Source organism: Burkholderia sp. AU27893 (genome assembly GCF_002223205.1).
Lineage (GTDB): Bacteria > Pseudomonadota > Gammaproteobacteria > Burkholderiales > Burkholderiaceae > Burkholderia.
Window position 1 is genome coordinate 728,207 of sequence record NZ_NKFD01000005.1, and the last position, 23,339, is coordinate 751,545.

The window sequence follows — 23,339 nt, forward strand, 5'->3', positions numbered from 1 at the left end:
GGACTACTTACTTTTGTTGAAGACTTCAGCTGCGATTGCGATTGCGACTTCAGTGCGGAACCCGTTGCCCGTGCGCGGCTCGAGCGTGCCGAGGGCGACACGCATCGTCCGCCCGTGGCGACGGGACGTTCGAAAGCGCGGGCACGCCGTTCATGTGACGGCCCGTTCCGTTAATTCGGTTGATGCATTAGGAATGCATATCGTTTTATATGGGCGAATTCGCCCAGCGACTGAATCCGGAGATTCAACCCGCCGTTATGGATACCCCTGATTTGATGTCGCGCCGACCGCGACCCACCCCGCTTCTTTTATTTCACCCACGGCAACCGGATTTTCGCTTGCGCCCAACGGACCTGCGCTCGGAGTCACATCAATTGATGCCCCGGACCCGAACCGCACACCGTCCGTCACAACCCGCCGTGCCTTGCGTTGCTTGGTGCAACCCTGCACTCAAAGTTCGGACGAATTATGAGACACGATTTAAAATTATTGAAGCCGACATTCTTTATAGATTGTAAAATTCAATATATTCAAGGTGTTGCGATAAAAACGCGCATCTCGCAAACGATTTCGCGCCATCGAAATTAATCGAGATGTTTTATCGGGCGGATAAAACCTTTGCTGAAACGGATTGAAGAAAAATTCATCGCGATGTTTATCGCGAAAAACGCGGAACTGCGCGACTGCACGTAGCGGCGCAAATGGAAATGGCGGAAATGGACAGGCATCGACATGCCGCACCGCAAACGAAAATCACGATATACGATGAATCATCCGGAAAAAGACATGAAGCAAATAGAGTTCATGCGTCTGGCGAGAATTGAAATATGCCCCTACAATTCGGCTCGAATCGATACCGGCGGCGCGCACCTTTCAGCGCGCGACGACAACACGCCGCGCCTTTACCGGATCGGTGATCAACACCCGCCATGCCGGGCATTACGCCGACCGGCCGTCCGTCGTGTCGTGGGGCGACATTCGACTATCGATGCGCTTGTACGTCGCCATCGCGCAGCTTCCGACGATTGATCCGAACCGGGCCGACCACCCGCAGGAACGCAGCCAGCAGCCATTCCAGAACAGGTGCACGATGCATCCATCGACCTCCGCATTGGGCGACGCCCATATCCTGATCGTCGACGATCAGCCCGACCAGCTTCGCTTGCTGATCGACATCCTGCGCGGCACCGGGTGCCGGATCAGCATTGCATCCGACGGGCTGCAGGCGTGCCAGCGCGCGCAGGCGCTCGTGCCCGACCTGATCCTGATGGATGTCCGCATGCCGCGCATGGACGGCTTCACCGCGTGCCGGCTGCTCGGCGCCGATCCGCTGACGTGCGCGATTCCGGTGATTTTCCTGACCGTGGCCGGCGCGTTGCACGAGCGCCTCGAGGGGTTCGACATCGGCTGCGTCGACTATGTGGTGAAGCCGTTCGAGCCCGCCGAAGTGCTCGCGCGGATTCGCGTCCAGCTCGCGCGCGCGAAGCGCGAGCGGCCGGTCGACATGGACAGCCCGTTCGTGGCCGGCAAGGACGACGACATCATCGTGCGCGCGGCCATCCGCCACCTGGCACGGACGCTGAACGATCCGCCGACGGTGGAGCAGCTGGCCCGCGCGGTCGGCACGCACGAAAAGCGGCTGTCACGCGCGTTTCGCGACAACCTCGGCCAGACGGTATTCGAGTATCTGCGGCACGAGCGGCTGCGAATCGCGCAGGATCTGCTGGATTCGACGTCGCTCAGCATCGCCAGCATCGCGAAGGAGATCGGCTTTTCCACGCCGGCGAATTTCGCGACCGCATTCCGCGAACGTTTCGGCCTCACGCCGACCGAGTGGCGGCGCCAGCGTCACGCCGGCGAACGCACCGTGCGCCGGGAGCCGCAACGCGACGCGTAGGGCCGTTCCGCGCGTACGCGATTACCAGTTGTATTTCGCGGTGGCCAGCACGGTCCGCTCGTTGCCGAACACGCAGACGGCGTACGACTGGCAGCCGCTGACATAGCGCCGGTCGAACAGGTTCGCGACGTTCAGCGCGAACCGCCAGTGCGGCATCTCGTAGTGCAGCGCCAGGTCGGCCAGCGTCACGCTCGGCACGGTCAGCGAGTTGTCGGGTGCGCCGGCCGATGCGCTCTGGTAGCGCACGCCGCCGCCGACGCCGACGCCCGACAGGACACCCGTGCGCCAGGTCCAGTCGGCCCACATCGACGCCATCTGCCGCGGCAGCGGCACCGCCACCGGCCAGTGGTTCAGCGACGCGTCGTTCGCCTGCACGTTCTTGACGTCCTGATACACATACGACGCGACGATCGACAACTCGCGGGTGACCTTGCCGAGCGCGCTCAGCTCGATCCCGCGCGAGCGCACCTTGCCGGTCTGCACGGACGTCGTGCCGGTCGGGTCGAGACTCACCGGTGTCGGCGTCGCGACGTTGGTCTGGTCGATCTGGTAGACGGCCGCACTCAGCAGCAGGTTCCTGCCGGGCGGCTGCCAGCGCAGCCCGGCTTCCGTCTGCTTGCCGCGCGTCGGCTTCGGCGTGCCGCCGCCGTACATTCTGACGCCGATGACGGGATCGAACGACGTCGAATAGCTCACGTACGGCGACAACCCGGCGTCGCCCTGATAGGTGAGCCCGACGCGCCCGGAGAACGCACTGACGTCCTGCTGCGCCTGCGTGCCGGCCGTCCGGTCGTCGAACCGCGCATTGACGAAATCCTCGCGGCCGCCGAGCGTCAGTGTCCAGCGCTGCCAGCGGATCTGGTCCTGCGCATACACGCCGAACGTGTTCATCGCCGTGTACTGGTCGACGTGGCCGAGCGACGTCGGGCCGGAGAAAATCGCGTCCGTGACGGGCCGGTAGACGGGGTGATACAGGTTGAGCGACGGCGCCAGCGCGAGCCACACGCTCTGGGTCGCCGTCTGCCGGTCATATTGCGCGCCGAGCAGCAGCGTATGTTCGAGCGGCCCCGTGCCGAAGCGCGCCTGCGCGTGGTTGTCGATGTCGAAGCGGCTGTAGTTGAGCTGGAACAGCCCCGCGTAACGCATCATGTCGATGCTGCTGCGGGGCACGTAGCCGATACCGAACACCGTCGCGTCGTCGAGCGACAGGTGCGACCAGCGCACGTCCTGGTGCAGCGACCAGATCGCATTCACGCGATGCTCCAGCGCGTAGCCGAGCGACCACTGCTTCTTCCGGTAGTCGTTGAACCCGGGCGCGCCCATGTAGATATCCTGCGACAGGCGGCCGTTCGGGTTCGGCAACACGGTGCCCGACGCGGGCAGGAAGTTCGACGAAATATCGCTGCCGTCCTGCAGGAACGTCGCCGAGAGCGTCAGTGACGTATCGGCGGTCGGCCGCCATCGGAACGACGGCGCCAGCGCGACGCGCCGGTCGCCGTTCGGGCCGGTGACCGCGTTGCCGTCGCGTGCCACGCCGACGAAGCGGTACGCATAGCGGCCGTCCGGGTCGAGCGTATCGCCGACATCGAGCATGAACTGCTTGCGCGCGTCGTTGCCGATCTGCACGCCGGCTTCGCGGATGCGCTCGCCGTCGGCGAGCTTCGTGTGCGCATCGACGATCGCGCCGGGTTCGCCCGCGCCGTACAGCACCGAGGTCGGCCCGCGCAGCACGGCGATCGAGTCGATCGTGTACGGGTCGACGCGCCAGTTCGCGATCACCGGCGTATTCGGCGCGGCGACGCCGTCGACGTACAGCGTCGGCGTGAAGCCGCGCAACGCCGCATACCAGTCGGTGCGGCTGTCGGCGCCGAACGTCGCGAATCCCGGCACGTAGCGCAGCGCCTGGTTCAGGTCGGTCGCGCCGGTCATCTCGATCTGCTGCGCGGTCACGAGATTGATCGTTTGCGGGATCTCGGCCACCGGCGTGTCGGTCTTCGTGCCGGCCGTGGTGCGCAGCCCGACGAGCCCGCTCGACGCGCCGTCGGCCGTCCCGGTCACATCGATCGTCGGCAGCACGGCCGCCGCCGCGCCGGCCGGCGGCGTGACTGCCGCACCCGATGCCTGCGCGTGTGCGCCGCCCGTCGCCGCCACGACCCACACGCTCCCGGCCGCGATCGCCCTCGCGCGTCGCGCCGCGCCCGTCCCCGTTACCATCGTTCCTTGCTCCGTCGTGCTGGTGGCCGATTCGGCCCGATCGCGGCGCGACGCGCCGTCGGCGTCCGCCCTGCGTTGTCTTCCTGGCGATGCTGGTTGCGCGCGAGTCGGCATGCGCTGGCCCATGGCGTCGGTCGCGAGCGCAGCGATGATACCGGGCGAACGTGGCGCAGTCTCGAAAAAGAAAGTGCGTCGTCGGCCGGCGCCGGGCAAGGCGGATGAAAGATGGGGACGCTAGACTGCGTGCGCCACGGGAAACGGCCGCGGGCTGTACGGCCCGCGCGCGTCACCGGGGTTCGTCGTGCCTTGGCGGCCGCGCGTCCTGCATCGCGAGGGTGTCCGCCCCGGTTCGGCTTCCGTGTTTGCCGCGTCACCGTCACGTCACCACCGAGGACCGTATGCGCCGCCTGTCGACTCGCCCCCTGCTCGCCGCGTGGCTCGCGGTGAGCGCACTGTGCTGCGCCATGCCGCCGGCGCGCGCCTGTGACATCCCGGCCGCCGTCACGACGATCGATCCGCCCGGCTACTATGACGACGCCGCCGGCTATGCGCGCGCGGTCAAGCCGATGCGCGATTTCATTTCACGGCTCAATGCGTCGGCGGACAAGGGGGACTGGTCATGCGCCGTGAGCCTGCTGGAAAGCTGGGCGCGGGCCGATGCGCTGATGGGCCGGATCACCGGTTACCAGGGCGACTACGAGCGTTCGTGGGCCGGCACCGACTTCGCGATGGTGATCCTGCGCATGCCGCGCGACGTGCGCGACGCGAACCGCGCGCGGTTCGACGCGATCGATCCGTGGCTCGAACGCATCGCGATCGCCACCCGCGATGCGCAAGCGATCAACCATCTGCACAACAACCTCGTGTACTGGGCCGGACTCGACCTGATCGCCATCGGCACCGTGACCGGCAACGCGAGCCTCGTCGATTCGGGGCTGCTGCGGGTACGCGAAGGCATCCGCGACATCGGCCCCAACGGTTCGCTGGCACGCGAAGTCAAACGCGGCAACCGCGCGCTGCACTATCACACGTTCGCGCTGCTCCCGCTCGTGTTCGCGGCGGAACTCGTGCAGCGGCGCCATATCGATCTCTATCGGGAAAACGACGGCGCGATCGGCCGCCTGGCGAACCTGGTCATCAACGCGGTCGACGATCCCGCCAGCTTCACGGCCATCACGCCGGTCAGGCAGGATCTGTTTCCGTGGACGTTCCGCGATGAACTGAGCTGGGTCGAGCCGTACTACGCGCGCTTTCACGACGCGCGGCTGCCGGCGATCATCGCGCCGCGCCGCCCGTTCACCGAATGGCGGCTCGGCGGGGACGTGACGGCAGTCTGGGGCGTGCCGCTGCCGTAGCGGGTCGGCGAGCGGGCTGCCGCGCGAGCCGCTAGGGCCTGTTCACGCTAATAACGGGCTTGCGAACGTGCCTTTCCGCCCGCAGTGCAAGGAGAGAGGAGGCGCAATAGCCGTAGCTATTGCAACGACGAACGACGCCGCAATGCGGGCGGAAAGGCACGTTCCCCTGTTTGGAAAAATGCTCTCGTGGGGCTGGCCCCCAGAAGGGCCGATCGCCGCGTCATGCTCCTTGCGAATACGTCGAGTATTCGCTTCGTCGCATTCCTTGCGCTCGGCCCTTCTGGGGGCCAGCGCAAGCCCGTTATTAGCGTGAACGGGCCCTAGGCGCGCCCGCGCCGCATCCTGAGCGTCGCCGACGGCGACTCGCCGAACGCCCGCTTGTACTCGATCGCGAACCGCCCGAGGTGCGCGAAGCCCCATTTCAGCGCGATGTCCGTCACCGACGCGAGCCCCGGCGACGCGTCGGCCAGCAGTTCCTCGCGCACATGTTGCAGCCGCAACTGCCGCACGAAGCCCATCGGCGTGGTGCCGTGGCGATGGCGAAAGCCGGCGAACAGCGTGCTCGGGCTGACGCCGGCGAGTTCGGCGAGCCGTTCGATCGTCAGCGGCTCGTCGAGATGCGCACGGATGTAGTCCTCGACGCGCCGCACGTAGAACGGCGCGATCGCCACCGGCAGGTGCCGCGTGCCGTTGCGCGCGCTGTTCGGGTGGCCGTGCAGCAGCAGGTTGAGCAGCGTCGATTCGAGCTGCTCGAACGCGAGCGGATGACGCAGCGGATGCGCGTCCGTCGCGATCGCGCCGGCGAGGATCGGCAGCATCTGCATCAGACACGCGCCCTGCGACGACGACAGGCTGAATTCCGGCTCGAATTCGACCGGCGCGCGCCGGTCGTCGCCGAAATGCCGCTGCGCGTGGCGCTCCATCACTTCGCGCTCGATCCGCAGGATGACTTGCGGACACGCGTCGCCCCAGCGCATCTTCAGCGGCAGCGTCGGCGAAATCAGCGACGCGGTGCCGGGCGACGACACGAAACGCGCCGATCCGCACTCGATCTCCGCGTCGCCGCGCAACGGGATCTGCAACAGGAAGAAGTGCTCGAGCGGGCCGGGCTCGATGCTGACGCCGCCGCCATAATCGAGCAGGTTCAACGATAGGTTGCCCCAGCGCGCGTGATGCATGCAGCTGTGCAGCGCGCGCGATTCGCCGGTCGGCGTGAGCCGGTGCGGCTTGAAGACATCGGCGACGCGTGCGCGCACCTCGTCGACGTCGTTCGACTGCAGCAGCAAGTTGTCGTGATTGAAACAGGCCGTATCCGGCAGCCAGCCCGTTTCGGAAAATTGCGCCATCGAAGTTCTCCCGTCATGCTCCGTTGCACTCGCGCCGTGCATGCGTTCCCGGTATGGGGGCATCCGCCGCACGATCCGGATAGCGTCCGGAGTATCCGGACAGTCCGGCCGCCCAAGCACGCGAGTCCCGCCCACATGACGCAAGAAGCGGACCGTTCGCGCATCGTAGAAAACTGTGCGGGGCTTCCGCATCCGCACATACCCGCAGTCAGCCGCGCGCCTGCCCACGCGCGGCGGCCGGTGCAACAGGTTTCCGGAATTCGCGGATACCGGCCGAAGAAAGCGGATAGAAGTGCCCATTTCGTCCGCCAATACTGGGCCCGTCGCAGCAAAGAACTGGAATGGAGGGACATATGCAAGGACGTCACATCGAGATTCCGTCGCCGGACGGCGGCACGTTTCGCGCGTACCTGAGCACGCCGGCCGGCGGCACCGGGCCCGGCATCGTGCTGTGTCACGAGATCTTCGGCGCGAACGCGACGATGCGGGAAGCGGCCGACTATTACGCGGAGGAAGGCTATACGGTGCTCGTGCCCGACCTGTTCTGGCGCCAGGCGCCGGGGATCGAACTCGGTTACACAGCCGCCGACATGGAGCGCGCGATGGCGCTTTATCAGGAATACGACGAGAACAAGGGCGTCGAGGATGTCGGCGCTGCGCTGGACGCACTCAAGCAGTTACCGGAATGCACCGGCGAAGCCGGCGTGCTCGGCTACTGCCTCGGCGGCAAGCTCGCGTATCTCGCCGCGTGCCGGCTGCCGGGCGTGGCCGCGGCGGTCAGCTACTACGGCGTGGGCATCGAGCAGGCGCTCGACGAGGCGTCGCACCTGCACGGCCGGCTCGTGCTGCAGATCGCGGGGCAGGACCGCTTCTGCCCGCCCGACGCGCAGCAGCGCATCGCCGGAGCGCTCGCCGGGCGCCACGGCGTCGAAGTCTATGTGTATCCGGGTGTCGATCACGCGTTCGCACGCGCCGGCGGCGATCATTTCGACAAGGCCGCCGCGAGCATGGCCCATCAGCGCGCGATCGCCGCGTTCCGTGCCGCGCTCGGCCCGCACTACGACCTGTCCACACTGTGGGAAGCGCATCTGCAACACGAGTTCGACACGCGCAACGTCGATGCCACGATGGCGACGATGGTTGCCGAGCCGTACGTCAACCATATTCCGACGCTGACGGGCGGCGTCGGCTACGACGCGCTCAAGCGCTTCTACACGCATCATTTCGTACACGCGAATCCGCCGGACACGACGATCACGCCGATCTCGCGCACGGTCGGCGCGAGCCAGATCGTCGACGAGCTGCTGTTCTGCTTCACGCACACCACCGAGATCGACTGGATGCTGCCGGGCGTCGCGCCGACCGGCAAGCGCGTCGAGATTCCGCTCGTCGCGATCGTCAAGTTTCGCGGCGACAAGCTCTATCACGAGCACATCTACTGGGACCAGGCGAGCGTGCTCGTGCAGATCGGCCTGCTCGATCCGGCCGGCCTGCCGGTCGCGGGCGCCGAAACGGCCCGCAAGCTGCTCGACGAAACCGTGCCGTCGAACGGCCTGATGCGCCGTTGGCAGGACAGCGAACCATCGGCGGGTGCGCATTGACGCGGCCCCTCCCTCACCCAACGATTTCCGGAGACACCCCATGACTGCCCTTGCTGGCAAAGTCGCGATCGTCACCGGCGGCGCCACGCTGATCGGCGCCGCGGTCGCGCAGGACCTGAGCCGCGCCGGTGCGTGCGTCGCGATCCTCGATCTCGATGCGCAGAACGGCGCGCGCGTGGCCGATTCGCTCGGCGAGCGAGCGATGTTCGTCGCGCTCGACATCACCGACGATCGCGCGATCGCGCATGCGGTCGCGGCCATCGTCGAGCGGTTCGGCGCGATCGACGTGCTCGTCAACCTCGCGTGCAGCTACGTCGACAACGGCATCCAGGCGACCCGCAACGACTGGCTCGCCGCGATGGACGTCAACGTCGTGTCGGCGGCGATGCTCGCGAAGGCCGTACATCCGCAGATGGTCCGGCGCGGCGGCGGCGCGATCGTCAACTTCAGCTCGATCTCGGCGCAGTGCGCGCAAACCGGCCGCTGGCTGTACCCGACGTCCAAGGCGGCGATCCGCCAGCTCACGCGCAGCATGGCGATGGATCTCGCGCCCGACCGCATTCGCGTCAACTCGGTGTCGCCGGGCTGGACGTGGTCGCGCGTGATGGACGAGCTGACGCACGGCGACCGCGCGAAGACGGATCGCGTCGCCGCGCCGTTCCACCTGCTCGGCCGGGTCGGCGATCCGTCCGAGGTCGCGCACGTCGTGACGTTCCTGTGCAGCGACGCGGCGAGCTTCGTGACCGGCGCCGACTACGCGGTGGATGGCGGCTATGCCGCGATGGGCCCCGAACAGGCGGTGCCGGCCATTCCGCGTCTCGCGGAGTGACCGTTCGTCACCGCCGCTTCCCGCCATCATTTCGATTCCGGCCGGCATCCGGCCAACCAAGGACACATCCATGAGACGCATCGCCATCGTCGGCGCCGGCCAGTCCGGCCTGCAACTCGCCTTCGCCCTGCTCGACCAGGGTTATCACGTCACGCTCGCGACCAACCGCGACGCCGAACAGATCCGCACCGGCAAGGTCATGTCGAGCCAGTGCATGTTCCACACGTCGTTGCAGATCGAGCGCGATCTCGGCCTGAACGCGTGGGAGGAAGCGTGCCCGTCCGTCGAAGGGATCGGCATCGCGGTGCCGCATCCGGACGGCAACGGCCGCAAGGTGATCGACTGGTCGTCGCGGCTGACGCGCTATGCGCAATCGGTCGACCAGCGCGTGAAGATGGCCGACTGGCTCGACGGCGTGAAGCGCCGGGGCGCGGACGTGCGCATTGCCGACGTCGGCGTGCCCGAACTCGAGGAACTGGCGCGCAGCCACGACCTCGTGCTGCTCGCGGCCGGCAAGGGCGAGATCGTCAACCTGCTCGGCCGCGACGACGCACGCAGCGCGTTCGACCGCCCGCAACGCGCGCTGGCCCTCACCTACGTGAAAGGGATGACGCCGAGCCAGCCGTATTCGCGCGTGCGCTTCAACCTGCTGCCGGGCATCGGCGAGTACTTCGTGTTCCCCGCGCTGACCACGACGGGCCCGTGCGAAATCATGGTGTTCGAAGGCATTCCGGGCGGCCCGCTCGACTGCTGGGCCGACGTGAAGACGCCCGACCAGCATCTGGACCGCAGCCTGTCGTTCCTGCAGCAGTACGTACCGTGGGAATTCGAGCGCTGCCGCGACGTCGAGCTCACCGATCCGAACGGCACGCTCGCCGGGCGCTTCACGCCGACGGTGCGCAAGCCGTTCTTCCGGCTGCCGTCGGGCCGCACGGTGTTCGGGATGGCCGATGCGGTGGTCGTCAACGATCCGATCACCGGCCAGGGATCGAACAACGCCGCGAAATGCGCGAAAGCGTATTTCGATGCGATCGTTGCACGCGATGCCGCGCCGTTCGGTGAAGACTGGATGCAGCAGACCTTCGAAGGCTACTGGGCGTATGCGCAGCACGTCGTGCGCTGGACCAACTCGCTGCTCACGCCGCCACCGCCGCACATCCTCGAACTGCTCGGCGCGGCCGGCCAGTTGCCGTCGCTCGCCGCGGCGATCGTCGACGGCTTCGACGATCCGCGCCGGTTCTCGCCGTGGTGGTTCGAGCCGTCGGCCTGCGCGGCGATGATCCGCGAACACAGCGTGAGTGCGGAGTGACCGACATGGAAACGACCGCTACCGATCGCCCGGCCCTCGACCCGCTGCAGTTGCGCGCCGCGTTCGGGCAATTCCCGACCGGCGTGACCGTGATCACCACGTGCGCGGCCGACGGACGCAAGGTGGGCCTCACCGCCAATTCGTTCTCGTCGCTGTCGCTCAATCCGCCGCTGGTGCTGTGGAGCCTGCGCAAGGTCGCGCCGAGCCGCCCGGATTTCGTCGCGGCCACCCATTTCGCGATCAACGTCCTCGCGCACGACCAGATCGACCTGTCGCGCCGCTTCGCGACGCCCAGCGCCGACAAGTTCGACGGCGTGCTTCACGTCGATTCGGAAACCGGCGGCGTGCCCTGCCTCGACGGCGCGAGCGCGCGCTTCGTGTGCCGCAACGTCGGCCATTACGAAGGCGGCGATCACCTGCTCTTCATCGGCCAGATCGAGCAGTTCGACACGTTCGGCCGTGCACCGCTGGTGTTCCACGCGGGCCAGTATCGCGCGATCGCCGATCATCCCGATCTTTTTCGCGCCATTTGATTAGTTATACAAATCAATATACCAGGAGGTGGTGAACATGAAACTCGGCTCTCGCGTGCTCGTCGTCGCAGGCCTCACGATCGCCGGCATGGCCGCAAGCGTGCCGGCCGGCGCGGCGGACCTGCCGGCGGTCAACCTCGGCATGACCAGCTTCCTCGACGGGATGCCGCCGGCCGGCGCCGGCTGGTACGGCACGCAGTACCTGCAGTACTACACGGCCGGCCGCGTCAACGACAATGCGGGCAACAAGGTCGGGTTGCCGAAGCAGGACATCGACCTGTTCGCCGGGCTGAGCCAGCTCGTCTATCAGTCGCCGCGGACGTTCGCGGGCATGCATCCCGGCCTCGACGTGATCCTGCCGTGGATCGCGTCCGCGCGAACCGACGACGGCATCGGCAACGTCGCGCTGAATGCACGCGCCGGCTTCGGCGACCTGCTGATCGGCCCGTTCATCCAGTTCGACCCGGTGATGGGCGCGCAAGGCCCGCGCTTCGCGCAGCGCGTGGAGTTCCAGTTCATCGCGCCGACCGGCGCGTACGATCCTTCGCGCGCGATCAATCCCGGCAGCCATGTCTGGTCGTTCGATCCGTACTGGGCGGCGACGCTGTGGCTCACGCCCAAATGGACCGTGTCGTGGCGGCTGCATTATCTGTGGAACGCGACCAACCATCAGCCGCCCACGTCGCTCGGCCCGGACGTGTCGTCGACGCAGGCCGGCCAGGCGATCCACGCGAACTTCGCGACCGAGTATGAAGTGCGTCCCGGCCTGCGGCTGGGACTGAACGGCTACTGGCTGCGCCAGACCACCGACATGAAGGAAAACGGGCAGGACGTGCCGGGCACGCGAGAAGCCGTGTTCGCGATCGGCCCGGGGGCGATGGTTAGCTTCTCGCCGCAGGATCATCTGATGTTCAACGCATACTTCGAGACCTATGCGCGCAACCGGCCGCAGGGCACGCGGATGGTGCTGCGGTACGTGCATCACTTTCAGTGACGACCGCGACCGGCGACGGCGTACCCCCCTCCACCGCTCACACGCCGTGCACGTCCTCGTCGATCCGCAGCAGCCGCCCGGCGTTCGCAATCACGATGAACGTGCCGACGTTGTGCAGGATCGCCGCCCATACCGCGCCGAGCATGCCGGTCGCGGCGAGCGCGATCACCGCGAGCGTCCACGCGAGGCCGATCGCCGCATTGGTCGTCGCCGTGCGACGGCATTGCCGGCCAAGGCGGATGCAGGTCGGAATCCGCTTCAGGTCGTCGCCCAGCAGCACGACATCGGCCGATGCGATCGCGATGTCGACGCCACGCTCGCCCATTGCGATGCTCGTCGAGCCGGCCTTGATCGCCAGCACGTCGTTCAGCCCGTCGCCGACGACGAGCGGATGCAGCCCCGCGCCGATCTCGCGCATCACGTAGTCGAGCTTGTCGTGCGGCAGCGCCTGCGCGACCACCGTCTCGATGCCCGTCTCGGCCGCGACCTTGCTGGCCACGCGCTCGAGGTCGCCCGTCAGCAGCGTCTGCCGCCCAAGGCCCAGCGTCCGCAGTTCGGCGAGCGCGTCGCGCGCGTCGGGCCGCAAGGTATCCGCGAAACCGAACCACGCGAGCAGCCGCCCGTCGAGCACGAGGCCGACGAGCGGCCCGTCGAATCCTTCCGGGGGCGACGGCAGGTCACCGGCATGGTCGGCGAGCAGCGCGGGCCGGCCGAGTACCGCCGTGCCGTCCGGCGTGTCGGCGACGACACCGAGCCCGCGCAATTCCCGCGTGCGTTCGAACGGCGCAACCGCTGCGCCGATGAGGCCGGACGCGGCGGCATCGCGAACGAGCGCGCGGCTCGCCGGATGCGCGCTGCTCTCGCCGAGCCGCGCGGCCAGCGCCCGCGCGTGCGCGCCGTCGACGCCGGGCTGCAACCACACCTGTCGCACCTGCAATTCCCCGCGGGTGAGCGTGCCCGTCTTGTCGATCACGAGCGAATCGACTTCGGCGATCTTGTCGAGAAACGCGGCATTGCGAAACAGGATGCCGTGCCGCGCGCCAACCGCGATTCCCGCGATGGCCGTGGACGGTGCGGCGAGCACCAGCGCGCACGGGCACGCCGCCACGATCACCGCGAGCATCGCCGAGGCATTCGCGGACGTGAACCAGACGATCGCCGCGATCAGCAGCACGAGCGCGAGATACGCGCCCATGTGCCGCTCGAGCACCTGCGTGACGGGCGGTTTCGCCTGTTCCGCGTGCTGCATCAACGCGATGATCTTGCCGAGCGTCGAATCCTTGCCCGTGTGCGTGACGTCGATGCGCAGCACGCCATCGAGATTCAATGCGCCGCCATACACGGCGCTGCCTGCCTCGACGTCGTGCGGTACGGATTCGCCGGTGATCGGCCCGTTGTCGACGCTCGACGTGCCCGCCACCACCACGCCGTCGACCGGAATGCGCGCGCCGGCCACCACTTCGATGCGGTCGCCCGCACGCAGCGCGTCGTACGCGACTTCGACGATACGGCCGTCGGCACCGATGCGCCGCACGCGGCCGGCCGTCAGCCGGCCGAGCGCGCGGATCGCCTCCTGCGAACCGAGCACGCTGCGCTCTTCCAGTGCATGGCCGAACGTCATCACGATCGGCAGCAGCGCGGCCGTCGTCATGTCGCCGATCGCCCACGCGGCCAGCATCGCGAGTGCGATCAGGCGATCGGTCACGCCGTGCAGGCTCGGCGCGCGCAGGCTGTGCCACGCACTCGCGAACACCGGCCCCGCGACGATCAGCGACGCGAGCGCGGCGAGCAGTTGTGCAAGCGTGTCGCCGCCGGCCGACAGCATGCGCCATGCGAACGACAGCACGAGCAGGCCGCCCGCGAGCAGCGCCAGCGCGATCTGCCGCGTGATCGTGCGGCGCTCGTCGGAGGACAGCGCGTAGGCGGTCGTGCCGGCAGGCGCGGCGTCCGGCTGCGTGGCCGGTTCGGCGAGCGAATTCATCGGGCGTTTCCGGGCAGGATCAGGTTCGAGGTATCGTGCGGATCGATCGTCGTCACGCGTCCGGCTTTCGACAGCACACGCTGCACGCGATCGCGATACAGCCGCGCCAGCAGCCCCGGATCGCCGTTCTCGCGGAGCGTCGCGTCGAGCTGCCGGATGTCGAGCGTATCGGTCTGCGCGGTCGCGACACGCTCGGCCGCGTGGGCCTGCGCATCCTGGACGATGCGGTCGGCGTCCTGCTGCGCATCCTGGCGCCGCTGTTCGGCGGCGGTGCGGGCTTCGGCGATGGTCCGCTCGGCGACCTGCAGCGACGTCAGCACCGCGTTGAACGCATCGGCGGCCGCACCGGGAAACGCGGGCTGCACGTCGACGCGCGCGACTTCGACGCCGAGCCCCGCGTGCGCCGCGTCGAGTGCACGCAGGTGCCGCGCGATCGCATCGGCGAGATCGCCGCGCAACCGTTCGCGACGCGCGGCCATCTGCCGGTCGGCGGCCAGTTGCTCGGGCCGCGCGACCAGGATCGCGTCGAGATCGCGGGTCGCCGCAACTTCGACGGCCGACGCGGACACGATCCGCTCGAGCGCCGCGTCGAGGCGAGCCTGCTGCAGCACGTACGCGTACGGATCGCTGACCCGGTAATAGAGCACCGCGCTCAACGCGACCGCGCCGCCGTCGCCCGTCAGCACGTAGCCGGAACCGGCCAGCGCGTCGGACAACCGCGCGACGCCCTTCGCGGACAGCGCGAGCGCCCGCGGATCGCGGTCGAGCGAGCGGATCCGCTGCTCGAGCACGCGGGCGGCACCCGGCACGAGCAGGACCGATTCGAACGGCTGCGGCCACGCGATCACGAGCCCGGCGTCCTGGGTGCGCACGAGCGCGCCGAACCGCATCACGACCGCGCGGCTGTCTGCCGGAATCCGCCGGATGTTCGAGCCGGCCCACGCGCAGGCGGCGAGCACCGCGAGCGCGGCGACGAACCAGAACGACAGGCGCACGGCCTGCGCGCCCGGCCCGAGCGGCGGTGCGGACGGCTCGCTCATCGCGCGGCCTTGTGCGCGTTGGGCGCCGGCGCGGCCTGCCCCGACGCGTCGCCCGGGCCCTGCACGAGCACGCGGAACGGCGCGGCGTCGGTACGCAGGATCAGGTTCGTATTGGTGCCGACCACCGCGTTCAGCGTGTCGAGCGACCGCAGCATCGTGTACAGATGCGGGTTGCCCGCATAGCTCTTGCCGTAGATGTCGGCCGCATCCTTGCGCGATTGCGCTTCGATACCGGCCGCTTTCACGTTCGCGTCGGCCAGCGCGATGCGCGCGTCGCGCTCGGCGTCGGAACGGATCTGCGCGGCCTCGCGATTGCCCTCCGCGGTACGCTGCGCGGCCACCGTCTCGCGTTCCGCGCTCATCCGGTCGACCGTCGCGGCAAGCGTGACGGCCGGCAGCGTGAGCCGTTCGAGCCCGACCTGGGCAACACGCACGCCATAAGCCGCATAAAGCTGCGCATCGATCTGCCGGCGCAGCGCATCTTCGAACTCGCCGATCTTCACCTGGGCCGGATCGGTGTTCACGAGCGACGCGAGATCGTATCCGGCGGACGTCGTCTGCAGCGCGGAGCCGACGAGCGAGCGGATCTGCCGCGCCGCTTCGTCCGGCTCGTTGCCGACCGCGCGCATGAAGCGCCCGATGTCGCGCGCATCGGCCGGCACGCGCCACGCGACGTACGCCTCGACGATGATGCGCAGCCCGTCGCGGGTGCCGACGTCCTGCAGGCCGCTCGACGTGGTGTGCAGGCGCAGGTCGACGGGCGTCACCGCATCGATCGGCGCAGGCAGGCGCCACGCGAGCCCGGGTTCGAGCAGCACGCGCACAGGCCGCCCGAAGCGCGTGATCACCGACGCCTCGCCGGCACGCACCTGCACGAAGCTCGCGACCGCGAGCGCGACGAGCACGCACAGCACCGCGACCGCCACGCGCAGGCGAAACGCGCCGGGCGGCTGCGGCGCACCGTGATGCACGTGATGGTGGTGGCCGTGGCCATGGCCGTGGTGCGCATGATCATGCGCGTGCGAATGAAACAGACTCACGATGTCGCCCCGGGTGCGGCGTCGCCCGCGTGCGGTGCGGCGACACGGCTGGTTGCCGTGTCGCGCCGTCCGTGCGGAAATCGCCGCGACATGTCAATGGATGCCGGCGAGATCGCCGGCAGGCGTATTGCGAAGATCGACGGTCGCCCGCGTGCCGTCGGCCAGCCGGTCGTCGATGATCGTCATGCGCGCGTCGCGCAGGCCGCGTTGCAGCCGGTCGAGGTAATACTCGAACGGAAACGCAGGGCCGCCGAGCCGGTATGCCACCAGGTCGGCGTCGAAATCGATCTGCTGCACGCGCGCCGACGACACCGTGTCGCCGGCCTGCGCTTCGGCGTGCGCGACCCGTTCGAGCGCCTGCTGCTGCGCGTTGCCGAGCAGGCCGGCCGCGAAGCCGCGCGCCTGCGCGACGCTGCCCTGCGCGCGGATCTGCGCGGCCTGCACGTCGTGGAACGCGGCGGCTGCGCCGGTCGGCGGATGCACGCTCTCGATCACGACCGCGATCACGTCGACGCCGCTTTGCAGCCGGTCGAGCTGCTGCTGGATCGCGCGCTTCAACTGATCGGCCATCGCGGCCTGGTTGGTTTCGAGCAGCGCTTCGAGCGTATGCGACGCGAGGTAGTGCACGAGTTCGCGATTGGCGCTCGTGCGCACCGTGATTTCCGGGTCGATCGTGCGATAGAGCGCCGCGCGCGCGTCGGCATCGGTCAGGCCGAGCCGGTAGTCCACCCGCACGTCGGCGTTGACGATCTGGAAGTTCTGGCGGTCGCCGTTCGCGCCGGCGATCACCTGGGTGGTTTCCCACGGATGCGGCACATCCCACAGGCGGTCGAGGCGTTCGGGTGTCGGGCCGTCGGCCGGCACGGGCGACGTATCGGCGCTGCCGTCGTTCGCGTTGCCCGCGATCGCGACCTGGTGCACCGCGCCGTTGTCGACGATGCGCGTGCGCCCGAACGGCCAGGGCAGGCCGACGTGCAGGCCCGGCTGCCAGACGGCGACCGGCGCGCCGAAGCGCTCATAGACCGCGCGCTGCTCCGGGTTCAGGACGACGACGGCGGTGAGCAGCCATGCACACGCGACGGTGGCGGCGAACGCGCCGGGCAGCAGCCGCACGAAGCTGCGCCAGCCCCAGCTCTGCCGCAGGTCGATGCCGTAACGATGGCGCAGCTCGGCGCCGAGCGACGCGAACGGCGACGGGCGCCGGCTCAGCAGCCCGGCGATCGCGCTGGTCGGCACGATGGCGCCGCGCGGCACCGCAAACCACGACAGCACGCCGCGCAGCGCCAGTTCGGCGGCAACAGCTGCATTGAGCAGCGCGATCGCCTGCACGAGCCCGTCTGCGGTGCGGTGCCGGAATGCGAACCATGCAGCGGCCAGCGCACCCGCGAGCGCGGTGACGAGCGCGACGCGCAGCACCCGCGTGAGCGACGCGGACACTGCCGAACGGCTGGCGGCCGCCGCATGGTGGCGTTCGGCGACGAGTGTGAGGAAGGCGAGCACGATGCAGGCCGCGCCGGCCGCGAGCGTCGGCTCGGGCGCAGCCATCGCGCGCACCAGCATCCCGGGCGACGGCGGCTGCCACGCGAGCGCGGCAAGCGCGACGGAGAGCACGCCGCCCGCGGCTACGGCCCACGGCCGCCAGTCGATCGCGGCGGCGATCGCCGGCCACGGGTTGGCGTCGTGTCCCGGCTCGTGCTTGCGGCTGAATGCATCGCGCAGCCAGTCGCCGAGCAGCGTGGCGGCCGATATGTCGGGAGGATGGCGGCGTGCGCGGCCGGCGAGCAGCACGCCGATCGCGACGACGAGTACGTTGCACCAGGCGCTGGCAAGCGGTGCGCACCAGCGCAGGTCGGCGGGCAGGAAGTCGACGGCGCCCAGCGCGCCGAGCGTGGCGACCAGCAACGCGGCGGCGCCTGCGACCGGCGCGACTGCGTCGCGGCCGGCCGGGCTGCCGGGAATGTCGTCGTTGCCTTCCGCCTGTTGCCCCATCGGGGATTCCTTACGTACGCGTTACAGGATGCGCAGGAGTCCGTGCGGAATGCTGCGAGCGGCAATGTAGCGCGGCGGATGATGAAACTCAAGGCATCGATGCGATTGGCTCGGCGGATGAGACAGTCGTGTGGGTGGAACCTTTCCGACACATTACGTGCGACGTGCGCCGGCGAAATCGGGCGCGGCGCATCGTCCGGGATTCAGGGCAGATGCCGGCCCGCCGCCGACTCGTTCTCCAGCATGCGGGCATGCGGAGGGTGCCGCTCGTTGGCCCCCTACTTCGCCGCCTGCGCCGCCGGCGTGAACGAGCACTTCGGATCGTTCTTGCCCCGGGCCGAACAGCACTCGAGCAGGTCGCTCACCGACTTCACGTTGGCCGCGTTCCATTCGTCGCGGCTGCGGTTGTTGTCGATCGGCATCCAGTGCGTCAGCGGATAGCTGCTCGCCAGCTGGTTGCTGCCTTTCGGCGGCGGCAGCAACCCGGCGGCGAGCGGCACGTAGATCTTGCAACTGTTCTGGTCGCCGATCCGGTGGCAGCCGATGCAGGTGTTACCGGGCGTGCTGATCGCGTGCGACGTCCATGATGCGAAGTCGGCACCGAGATTGACGTACTTGCCCCACGGATCGGTTGGCACGCGATTCCATACCTGCCCGATCCACGGGCTGTACATGACCGGGCTCGCATCGTGGCACGACACGCAGCGCTTCGTCGCGGTCGCAGCCGGTTTCCACCAGAATTCCGCGGCGGACGGACGGCCGGGCGGCGGGGTCTTCTCGTTCGGCGGCGGCACGCGCGACGCGTCCATGCCGCCCGTGCCGCCCTTGTCCGCGTGAAACCAGCAGGTCTTGCCGTTGCGCACGTGGTGCAGCACGATGTCGACTTCGTCGTAATACGGGCTGCGGTTCTCGCGGATCTGCTTGCGACGGCAAAACGCCGAGATCTGCGTGTCGCCGTGAGACAGGTCGAGGATCTTCGAGTAAGGCGTGCATTGCCCGGAGGTCGGCGCATCGTACGGCAACAGCGCCGGCCGATCGCAGGTCATGTGAGCCGTGTACCGCGCGGGCACGCTGCCGTTGACGGTAATCGGCACGTCCGTCCCGCTGTTGCAGTCGAACGCGGGAATCTCGCCGATTTCGTCGGTGCATTGCTGCGCGTATTCGTGCAGGGAGGCATCGGCGCCTTCCGCGGCAAACGAGGCGGGCGCGGCCAGCAGCATCGCCAGCGCCGCGATGCAGGTCCTGATCGTCATGCCGCCTCCTTCGTGTAGCGCATCGCCACCTTGCGAATGGCCTCGATGTACTTGACGTAGCCGGTGCAACGACACAGGTTGCCGCCCACCCACGTTTCGATCATCGCGTCCAGCTCGGCGGCGGGTACCGGCTGCGCGCGCAGATGATCGAGCATCGCGGTCGCGGCCATCAGGAATCCGGACGCGCAGTAGCCGCACTGGAACGCGAACGATTCGAGAAAACTCTGCTGCAGCGGCGACAGCGTGCCGTCCTGCGCGAGCCCTTCGATCGTGTACACGTGCATGCCGGCCATCGCGCTGACCGGCGTCGAGCACGACAGCGTCTTCTCCATCGGCGCGTCAGGCGTGTTGCGCACGCCGACCGTGCACGCCCGGCACACGCCGATGCCGCAGCACAGCTTCGTGCCGGTCAGGTCCTGTCGTTCATGCAGGAAGTCGATGAGGTTCATGTCGGCGTCGGCGGCGGGGGCCTCGACGGGCTGGCCGTTCACGACCATGCGGACCGGATCGCTCATTGCAATGCCTCCCGAATCTTGTCTGGCGTGACCGGCGTGACCCTGAACCGCTTCCCGGTCGCCATCGCCAGCGCGTTGAGCAGCGCCGGCGCGATCGGGCACATCACCGCTTCCGCGATGCCGCGCGCATTCGCGGGATCGTTGCCGGGCGGCGGCAGCGCGATCAGCTCCTGCTCGGGGATGTCGGGCAGGCGCGTCACCTCGTAGCGGTCGAGGTTCCATCGGCCGCCGCCCGGGCCGTCGGGACCCAGCGGACACGTCTCGGTCAGCACGTTGCCGATCCCCATCGCGACCGCGCCCTGCGACTGTCCTTCGACGAGCTCCGGCGACAGTTGCCGCCCGACGCTCACCGCCGATACCACGCGCTCGACCTTCACGCGCCCGTTCGCCGGATCGACGGACACGCCGACGAGCGACGCCGATGGCGCATAGGTCGTGCGCCCGTAGAGGCTCGTGTCGACCGGCGGCGCCTGCAGCGTGCGGTACAACGGCGTCAGGAAGTAGGGATCGAGGCCGACCGCCACATAGTCGTAGTCGATTTGCGCACTGCCCGACGCGAACGGATAGGTACCCTTCCAGAAGTAGCCGGCATAGCTCGCATGTACGGCCGCCACCGTCTGCAGGCCCAGCTTCGTGATGGTGCCGAGCAGCGCCGCCCACGAAATCGGCGCGAGGCCGTTCGCGACGAGCGCACCATTGGCCCACCGCACGTCCTCGGCCCACACGGGCACGCCCCACCACGCACGGGCAGCCGGCAGCACGCTTTGCAGGAACAAGGCCTGTGCCGCCCCCTTCACCGCGTGATACTGGTGAAAGGCACCGAGACAGGCGCTCGACGAACCGTACGTGTAGCGCACCGTCTTCGGATTGGCCGACGGGTTGCTCGAACGCGTGAGCCCGAGTGCATTGAACGGCCCGATCTCGCTCATGGCGATCGTCTGCGCGTTCTGCCCGAGAAATTCCGACGGCGCGAGCCCCAGCGTCGTGGCCGCGCCGTTACCCATGTCGGTGTACGGCGTGACTACCCGCAGCCGGCTGTCGGGCAGGATCTGCACCATCCCGAACATGCCGTCGCCGGAGGTGCCGTAGGCTTCGTTCGCCATCGCGAGTCCCACGCCGTAGCGCAGATGGCGCGCACCGCGTTCCGCGCGGGTACGCTCGCGATCGCGCCACAGCGGGTGCTGTTCGAGCCGGTCGAGCAGCGCGTCGAGCTGCAGGTCGAACAGGATCGGCGCGCCCGTGATCGCGCGCCCCTTGCCGAGCCCGGGCGTGCTGCCGAGAAAATTGGCGCGACGAATCGCGAACGGCGAGAGCCCGAGCCGGCGCGCGGCCTCGTCCATCAGCGTCTCGACCGCCATGAACGCCTGCGGGCCGCCGAAGCCGCGCTGCGATCCGCCGAACACTTCCCGCGTGTAAGTCGAGGCCGCCTGCGCGCGTGCGCGCGGAATCTCGTAGCAGCTCATCGCGCTCAGCGCGGCGAGCTGCGCGACGTACGGCGACAGGTTCTTCTTGCCGCCGCCGTTCATCAGGAAATCGCACGTGATCGCTTCGAGCTTGCCGCGCCGGTTGAACCACAGCGATTCGGAGAACTGCGTTTCGCAGCGCTTCAACCCGACCTGGAACTGCTCGTAGCGCGACTGCTGCCAACGCAGCGCACCCTTCGCGAACGGCGCGGCGAGCGCGAGATAGAGCGGGAAATAGGACTTGTCGCGCCCGCCGAAGCCGCCGCCCGGATAGCACGCGATCACGTGGGCCTCCTTGGCCGCGACGTCGCTGCCCTGGAACAGCGCGAGTGCGCCGGTCGCATCGTCGTTCGCCGACTGCGTACCGAGCACGAGGCTCATTTTCGCGCTGGACGCGTCGTACCATGCGAGCCCCGCTTCGGGCTCCATGAACATCGGGTCCATCGCCGGTGTCTCGAATCCTTCGTTGCCGGTCGCACGCACGCCGATCCACGCGCCGGCGGCCGCGTTGCGGGCGATCGTCGCGTCGATGTTGGCGACCGCCTCCTCGCGTTGCTTCAGGTATTCGGCGGTCGGCTTGCCGCTGCCGTCGGTCTGGTAGTTGTCGACGTAGTTGAAGCCGCGTTCGTCATCGCGCACGTAGATCGTCACGGGGGAAAACGGCACGGCCTGCGCGGCCGTCGGGCGCGTGACCGGCGCGCCGTAGCGGATCACGCCGCGGTTGAAATCGAGCAGCTTCTTCGCGCGACGATAGACATCGAAGTTCTCGAACACCAGCAGCGCGGCCGGTTGTCCGTAGCAATCCGCCGGGTGGCCGGTGCGCGCGAGCCAGTAGATGTCCTGGTTCGCGATCGGATCGGCCTCGGGTGCCAGCGGAATCCGGCGCGCGCTCAGCAGCGCGTTGTCGACGACGGCGATCGGTCGCAATTCGGCCGGCAGCACCCCGAGGTCATAGCCTTCGTACACGGCGTCGACCCGATCGCACCGCAACGCATAGAGCCAGTTCTCCTGCTGCGGCCAGCCGGCGAAGTCGCGCGACTTGAAGTCACGTGCGTAGATCTTCTGGCCCGTGACCTTCGGGATGCCGTCGATGCGCCAGCGCGCCTTGCCGGGCACCGGCGCCCAGCTCGGCCCGGCCGCATCGTCGTCCGCCTGCCCGGCGGCGCCGAGCGCCAGCGCCGGCAAATGGGTGATCGAGATCGCGACGAGCGCGCCGCTCCCGGCCAGCTTCAGAAAGGTCCGGCGTGTCACAGGCACATCGATGGCCATGCTGGGTCCCTCGTTCGAATAGTCGTGCCGGCGCCGCCGACGCGCGACACGACGCCGGCCGTGTGCGGGCCGCTTCGCGTGTGCTTCGTCGTGCGGGATGTCGGCGCGGAATCGGTCTTGCGGACGCGGTCGCGTGCCGGTGGTCAGGAATCGGGGGGAAGCGGACCGGGGAACGTGCGCGGCGGATTCGCGCGGGCGCCCCGGGAGCGCGGATGTCTGCTGGATGAAGCGTCAGGCCGCCTGCTTGCCATTGCTTGCTTGTTCATGTTTCCCCCGGCCTTGATCGTGCGTGACTGGCCTGTTTTCCGTATTGTCGGGCAGTCGCTTGATTTTCAAGTGTTGTTGTTCGGTATTTGCGGCACGTGTAACGTTTGCTTCGTCAGTACCGTGATGCAGGCATGATTTTCAATAATGTAGAAATTCGAACCGGGTATTTCAAGGAGATTTTCGGATGGCGCGCAGCGGTGCGCAAAAAGCGAATGGGAAGCCACTGCCATGAACGACGGAGTCAACAATCCCGCGGATCATTGCCGTCTTTCAATATCAGGCGAGGTATCGCCGTGCCGTTTCAATCGAGCGCACAACGCGATGCCGGCAAACTTCGCCGGCATGCAGGTTAGCAGTAGGGGGCAGCCGCTGAGGCGGTGGACTACGGCTCGTTCCATGGCCGACCATGGGTCCAGGATGCCTTGACGCCGCTATGGTCAACCT

17 protein-coding genes are annotated in these 23,339 nt (G+C 68.2%); 8 read left to right on the forward strand and 9 right to left on the reverse strand.

The features are described 5' to 3' along the window. Positions 1 to 765 precede the first annotated feature (765 nt). Both CFB47_RS40900 and CFB47_RS35515 read left to right on the forward strand, forming a co-directional pair. A complete protein-coding gene (locus tag CFB47_RS40900) occupies positions 766 to 1,029 on the forward strand; it encodes a hypothetical protein (protein ID WP_143330910.1) in 264 nt (87 codons plus the stop codon). Positions 1,030 to 1,090: 61 nt separating this feature from the next. After that, the gene (locus CFB47_RS35515; RefSeq protein ID WP_089464311.1) at positions 1,091 to 1,897 is read left to right on the forward strand and encodes a response regulator; all 807 of its coding nucleotides are present in this window, start codon (positions 1,091 to 1,093) and stop codon (positions 1,895 to 1,897) included. Between the two features lie 21 nt (positions 1,898 to 1,918). Here the strand turns inward: CFB47_RS35515 and CFB47_RS35520 are convergent, their stop codons facing one another. Beyond that, positions 1,919 to 4,111, reverse strand: coding sequence for a TonB-dependent siderophore receptor (locus CFB47_RS35520; RefSeq protein ID WP_089464032.1), 2,193 nt, complete (start codon positions 4,109 to 4,111; stop codon positions 1,919 to 1,921). A 398-nt stretch (positions 4,112 to 4,509) separates the two neighbouring features. Between CFB47_RS35520 and CFB47_RS35525 the strand changes: the two genes are divergently transcribed. Then, positions 4,510 to 5,466: a mannuronate-specific alginate lyase gene (locus CFB47_RS35525; protein ID WP_089464033.1), complete on the forward strand. Its 957-nt coding sequence runs from the start codon at positions 4,510 to 4,512 to the stop codon at positions 5,464 to 5,466. Positions 5,467 to 5,786: 320 nt separating this feature from the next. On the opposite strand, the gene CFB47_RS35530 is transcribed toward CFB47_RS35525, so the two are convergent. Next, positions 5,787 to 6,812: an AraC family transcriptional regulator gene (locus CFB47_RS35530; protein ID WP_089444292.1), complete on the reverse strand. Its 1,026-nt coding sequence runs from the start codon at positions 6,810 to 6,812 to the stop codon at positions 5,787 to 5,789. 353 nt (positions 6,813 to 7,165) lie between these two features. On the opposite strand from CFB47_RS35530, the gene CFB47_RS35535 reads away from it, so the two are divergent. From CFB47_RS35535 to CFB47_RS35555, 5 genes are all read left to right on the forward strand, one after another. After that, the gene (locus tag CFB47_RS35535) at positions 7,166 to 8,413 is read left to right on the forward strand and encodes a dienelactone hydrolase family protein (protein ID WP_089464034.1); all 1,248 of its coding nucleotides are present in this window, start codon (positions 7,166 to 7,168) and stop codon (positions 8,411 to 8,413) included. Positions 8,414 to 8,453: 40 nt separating this feature from the next. Next, the gene (locus tag CFB47_RS35540; RefSeq protein ID WP_089464035.1) at positions 8,454 to 9,242 is read left to right on the forward strand and encodes an SDR family oxidoreductase; all 789 of its coding nucleotides are present in this window, start codon (positions 8,454 to 8,456) and stop codon (positions 9,240 to 9,242) included. A gap of 70 nt (positions 9,243 to 9,312) precedes the next feature. After that, positions 9,313 to 10,551, forward strand: coding sequence for a styrene monooxygenase/indole monooxygenase family protein (locus CFB47_RS35545; RefSeq protein ID WP_089464036.1), 1,239 nt, complete (start codon positions 9,313 to 9,315; stop codon positions 10,549 to 10,551). A gap of 5 nt (positions 10,552 to 10,556) precedes the next feature. Continuing rightward, positions 10,557 to 11,084, forward strand: coding sequence for a flavin reductase family protein (locus tag CFB47_RS35550; protein WP_089464037.1), 528 nt, complete (start codon positions 10,557 to 10,559; stop codon positions 11,082 to 11,084). 37 nt (positions 11,085 to 11,121) lie between these two features. Further along, positions 11,122 to 12,078, forward strand: a complete 957-nt coding sequence (locus CFB47_RS35555) for a transporter (RefSeq protein WP_089464312.1) — start codon at positions 11,122 to 11,124, stop codon at positions 12,076 to 12,078. A 37-nt stretch (positions 12,079 to 12,115) separates the two neighbouring features. Here CFB47_RS35555 and CFB47_RS35560 read toward each other — a convergent pair whose 3' ends face one another. The 7 genes from CFB47_RS35560 to CFB47_RS35590 form a co-directional block, all read right to left on the reverse strand. Then, a complete protein-coding gene (locus CFB47_RS35560) occupies positions 12,116 to 14,059 on the reverse strand; it encodes a cation-translocating P-type ATPase (RefSeq protein ID WP_089464038.1) in 1,944 nt (647 codons plus the stop codon). Continuing rightward, the gene (gene hflK / locus CFB47_RS35565; RefSeq protein WP_089459426.1) at positions 14,056 to 15,099 is read right to left on the reverse strand and encodes a protease modulator HflK; all 1,044 of its coding nucleotides are present in this window, start codon (positions 15,097 to 15,099) and stop codon (positions 14,056 to 14,058) included. The genes CFB47_RS35560 and hflK (CFB47_RS35565) overlap by 4 nt, the downstream gene beginning before the upstream one ends. Then, positions 15,096 to 16,139 (reverse strand): protease modulator HflC, encoded by a 1,044-nt coding sequence (gene hflC / locus CFB47_RS35570; RefSeq protein ID WP_089464039.1) that lies wholly within the window; start codon positions 16,137 to 16,139, stop codon positions 15,096 to 15,098. Before hflC ends, hflK (CFB47_RS35565) begins: the two co-directional genes overlap by 4 nt. A 93-nt stretch (positions 16,140 to 16,232) precedes the next feature. Next, on the reverse strand, positions 16,233 to 18,128 hold the full coding sequence (hflK, locus tag CFB47_RS35575) for a protease modulator HflK (protein ID WP_089464040.1): 1,896 nt from the start codon (positions 18,126 to 18,128) through the stop codon (positions 16,233 to 16,235). Between the two features lie 278 nt (positions 18,129 to 18,406). Next, positions 18,407 to 19,381, reverse strand: coding sequence for a hypothetical protein (locus tag CFB47_RS35580; protein WP_089464041.1), 975 nt, complete (start codon positions 19,379 to 19,381; stop codon positions 18,407 to 18,409). Continuing rightward, positions 19,378 to 19,896: a (2Fe-2S)-binding protein gene (locus CFB47_RS35585; RefSeq protein WP_089464042.1), complete on the reverse strand. Its 519-nt coding sequence runs from the start codon at positions 19,894 to 19,896 to the stop codon at positions 19,378 to 19,380. Before CFB47_RS35585 ends, CFB47_RS35580 begins: the two co-directional genes overlap by 4 nt. Then, positions 19,893 to 22,628, reverse strand: a complete 2,736-nt coding sequence (locus tag CFB47_RS35590; protein ID WP_089464043.1) for a xanthine dehydrogenase family protein molybdopterin-binding subunit — start codon at positions 22,626 to 22,628, stop codon at positions 19,893 to 19,895. The genes CFB47_RS35585 and CFB47_RS35590 overlap by 4 nt, the downstream gene beginning before the upstream one ends. Positions 22,629 to 23,339: the final 711 nt, after the last annotated feature.

Bases quoted from the DNA above. Each gene is read 5' to 3' on its own strand.
- CFB47_RS40900 (WP_143330910.1), top strand. From the start codon at position 766: ATGAATCATCCGGAAAAAGACATGAAGCAAATAGAGTTCATGCGTCTG.
- CFB47_RS35515 (WP_089464311.1), top strand. From the start codon at position 1,091: ATGCATCCATCGACCTCCGCATTGGGCGACGCCCATATCCTGATCGTC.
- CFB47_RS35520 (WP_089464032.1), bottom strand. From the start codon at position 4,111: ATGGTAACGGGGACGGGCGCGGCGCGACGCGCGAGGGCGATCGCGGCC.
- CFB47_RS35525 (WP_089464033.1), top strand. From the start codon at position 4,510: ATGCGCCGCCTGTCGACTCGCCCCCTGCTCGCCGCGTGGCTCGCGGTG.
- CFB47_RS35530 (WP_089444292.1), bottom strand. From the start codon at position 6,812: ATGGCGCAATTTTCCGAAACGGGCTGGCTGCCGGATACGGCCTGTTTC.
- CFB47_RS35535 (WP_089464034.1), top strand. From the start codon at position 7,166: ATGCAAGGACGTCACATCGAGATTCCGTCGCCGGACGGCGGCACGTTT.
- CFB47_RS35540 (WP_089464035.1), top strand. From the start codon at position 8,454: ATGACTGCCCTTGCTGGCAAAGTCGCGATCGTCACCGGCGGCGCCACG.
- CFB47_RS35545 (WP_089464036.1), top strand. From the start codon at position 9,313: ATGAGACGCATCGCCATCGTCGGCGCCGGCCAGTCCGGCCTGCAACTC.
- CFB47_RS35550 (WP_089464037.1), top strand. From the start codon at position 10,557: ATGGAAACGACCGCTACCGATCGCCCGGCCCTCGACCCGCTGCAGTTG.
- CFB47_RS35555 (WP_089464312.1), top strand. From the start codon at position 11,122: ATGAAACTCGGCTCTCGCGTGCTCGTCGTCGCAGGCCTCACGATCGCC.
- CFB47_RS35560 (WP_089464038.1), bottom strand. From the start codon at position 14,059: ATGAATTCGCTCGCCGAACCGGCCACGCAGCCGGACGCCGCGCCTGCC.
- hflK (WP_089459426.1), bottom strand. From the start codon at position 15,099: ATGAGCGAGCCGTCCGCACCGCCGCTCGGGCCGGGCGCGCAGGCCGTG.
- hflK (WP_089464040.1), bottom strand. From the start codon at position 18,128: ATGGGGCAACAGGCGGAAGGCAACGACGACATTCCCGGCAGCCCGGCC.
- CFB47_RS35580 (WP_089464041.1), bottom strand. From the start codon at position 19,381: ATGACGATCAGGACCTGCATCGCGGCGCTGGCGATGCTGCTGGCCGCG.
- CFB47_RS35585 (WP_089464042.1), bottom strand. From the start codon at position 19,896: ATGAGCGATCCGGTCCGCATGGTCGTGAACGGCCAGCCCGTCGAGGCC.
- CFB47_RS35590 (WP_089464043.1), bottom strand. From the start codon at position 22,628: ATGGCCATCGATGTGCCTGTGACACGCCGGACCTTTCTGAAGCTGGCC.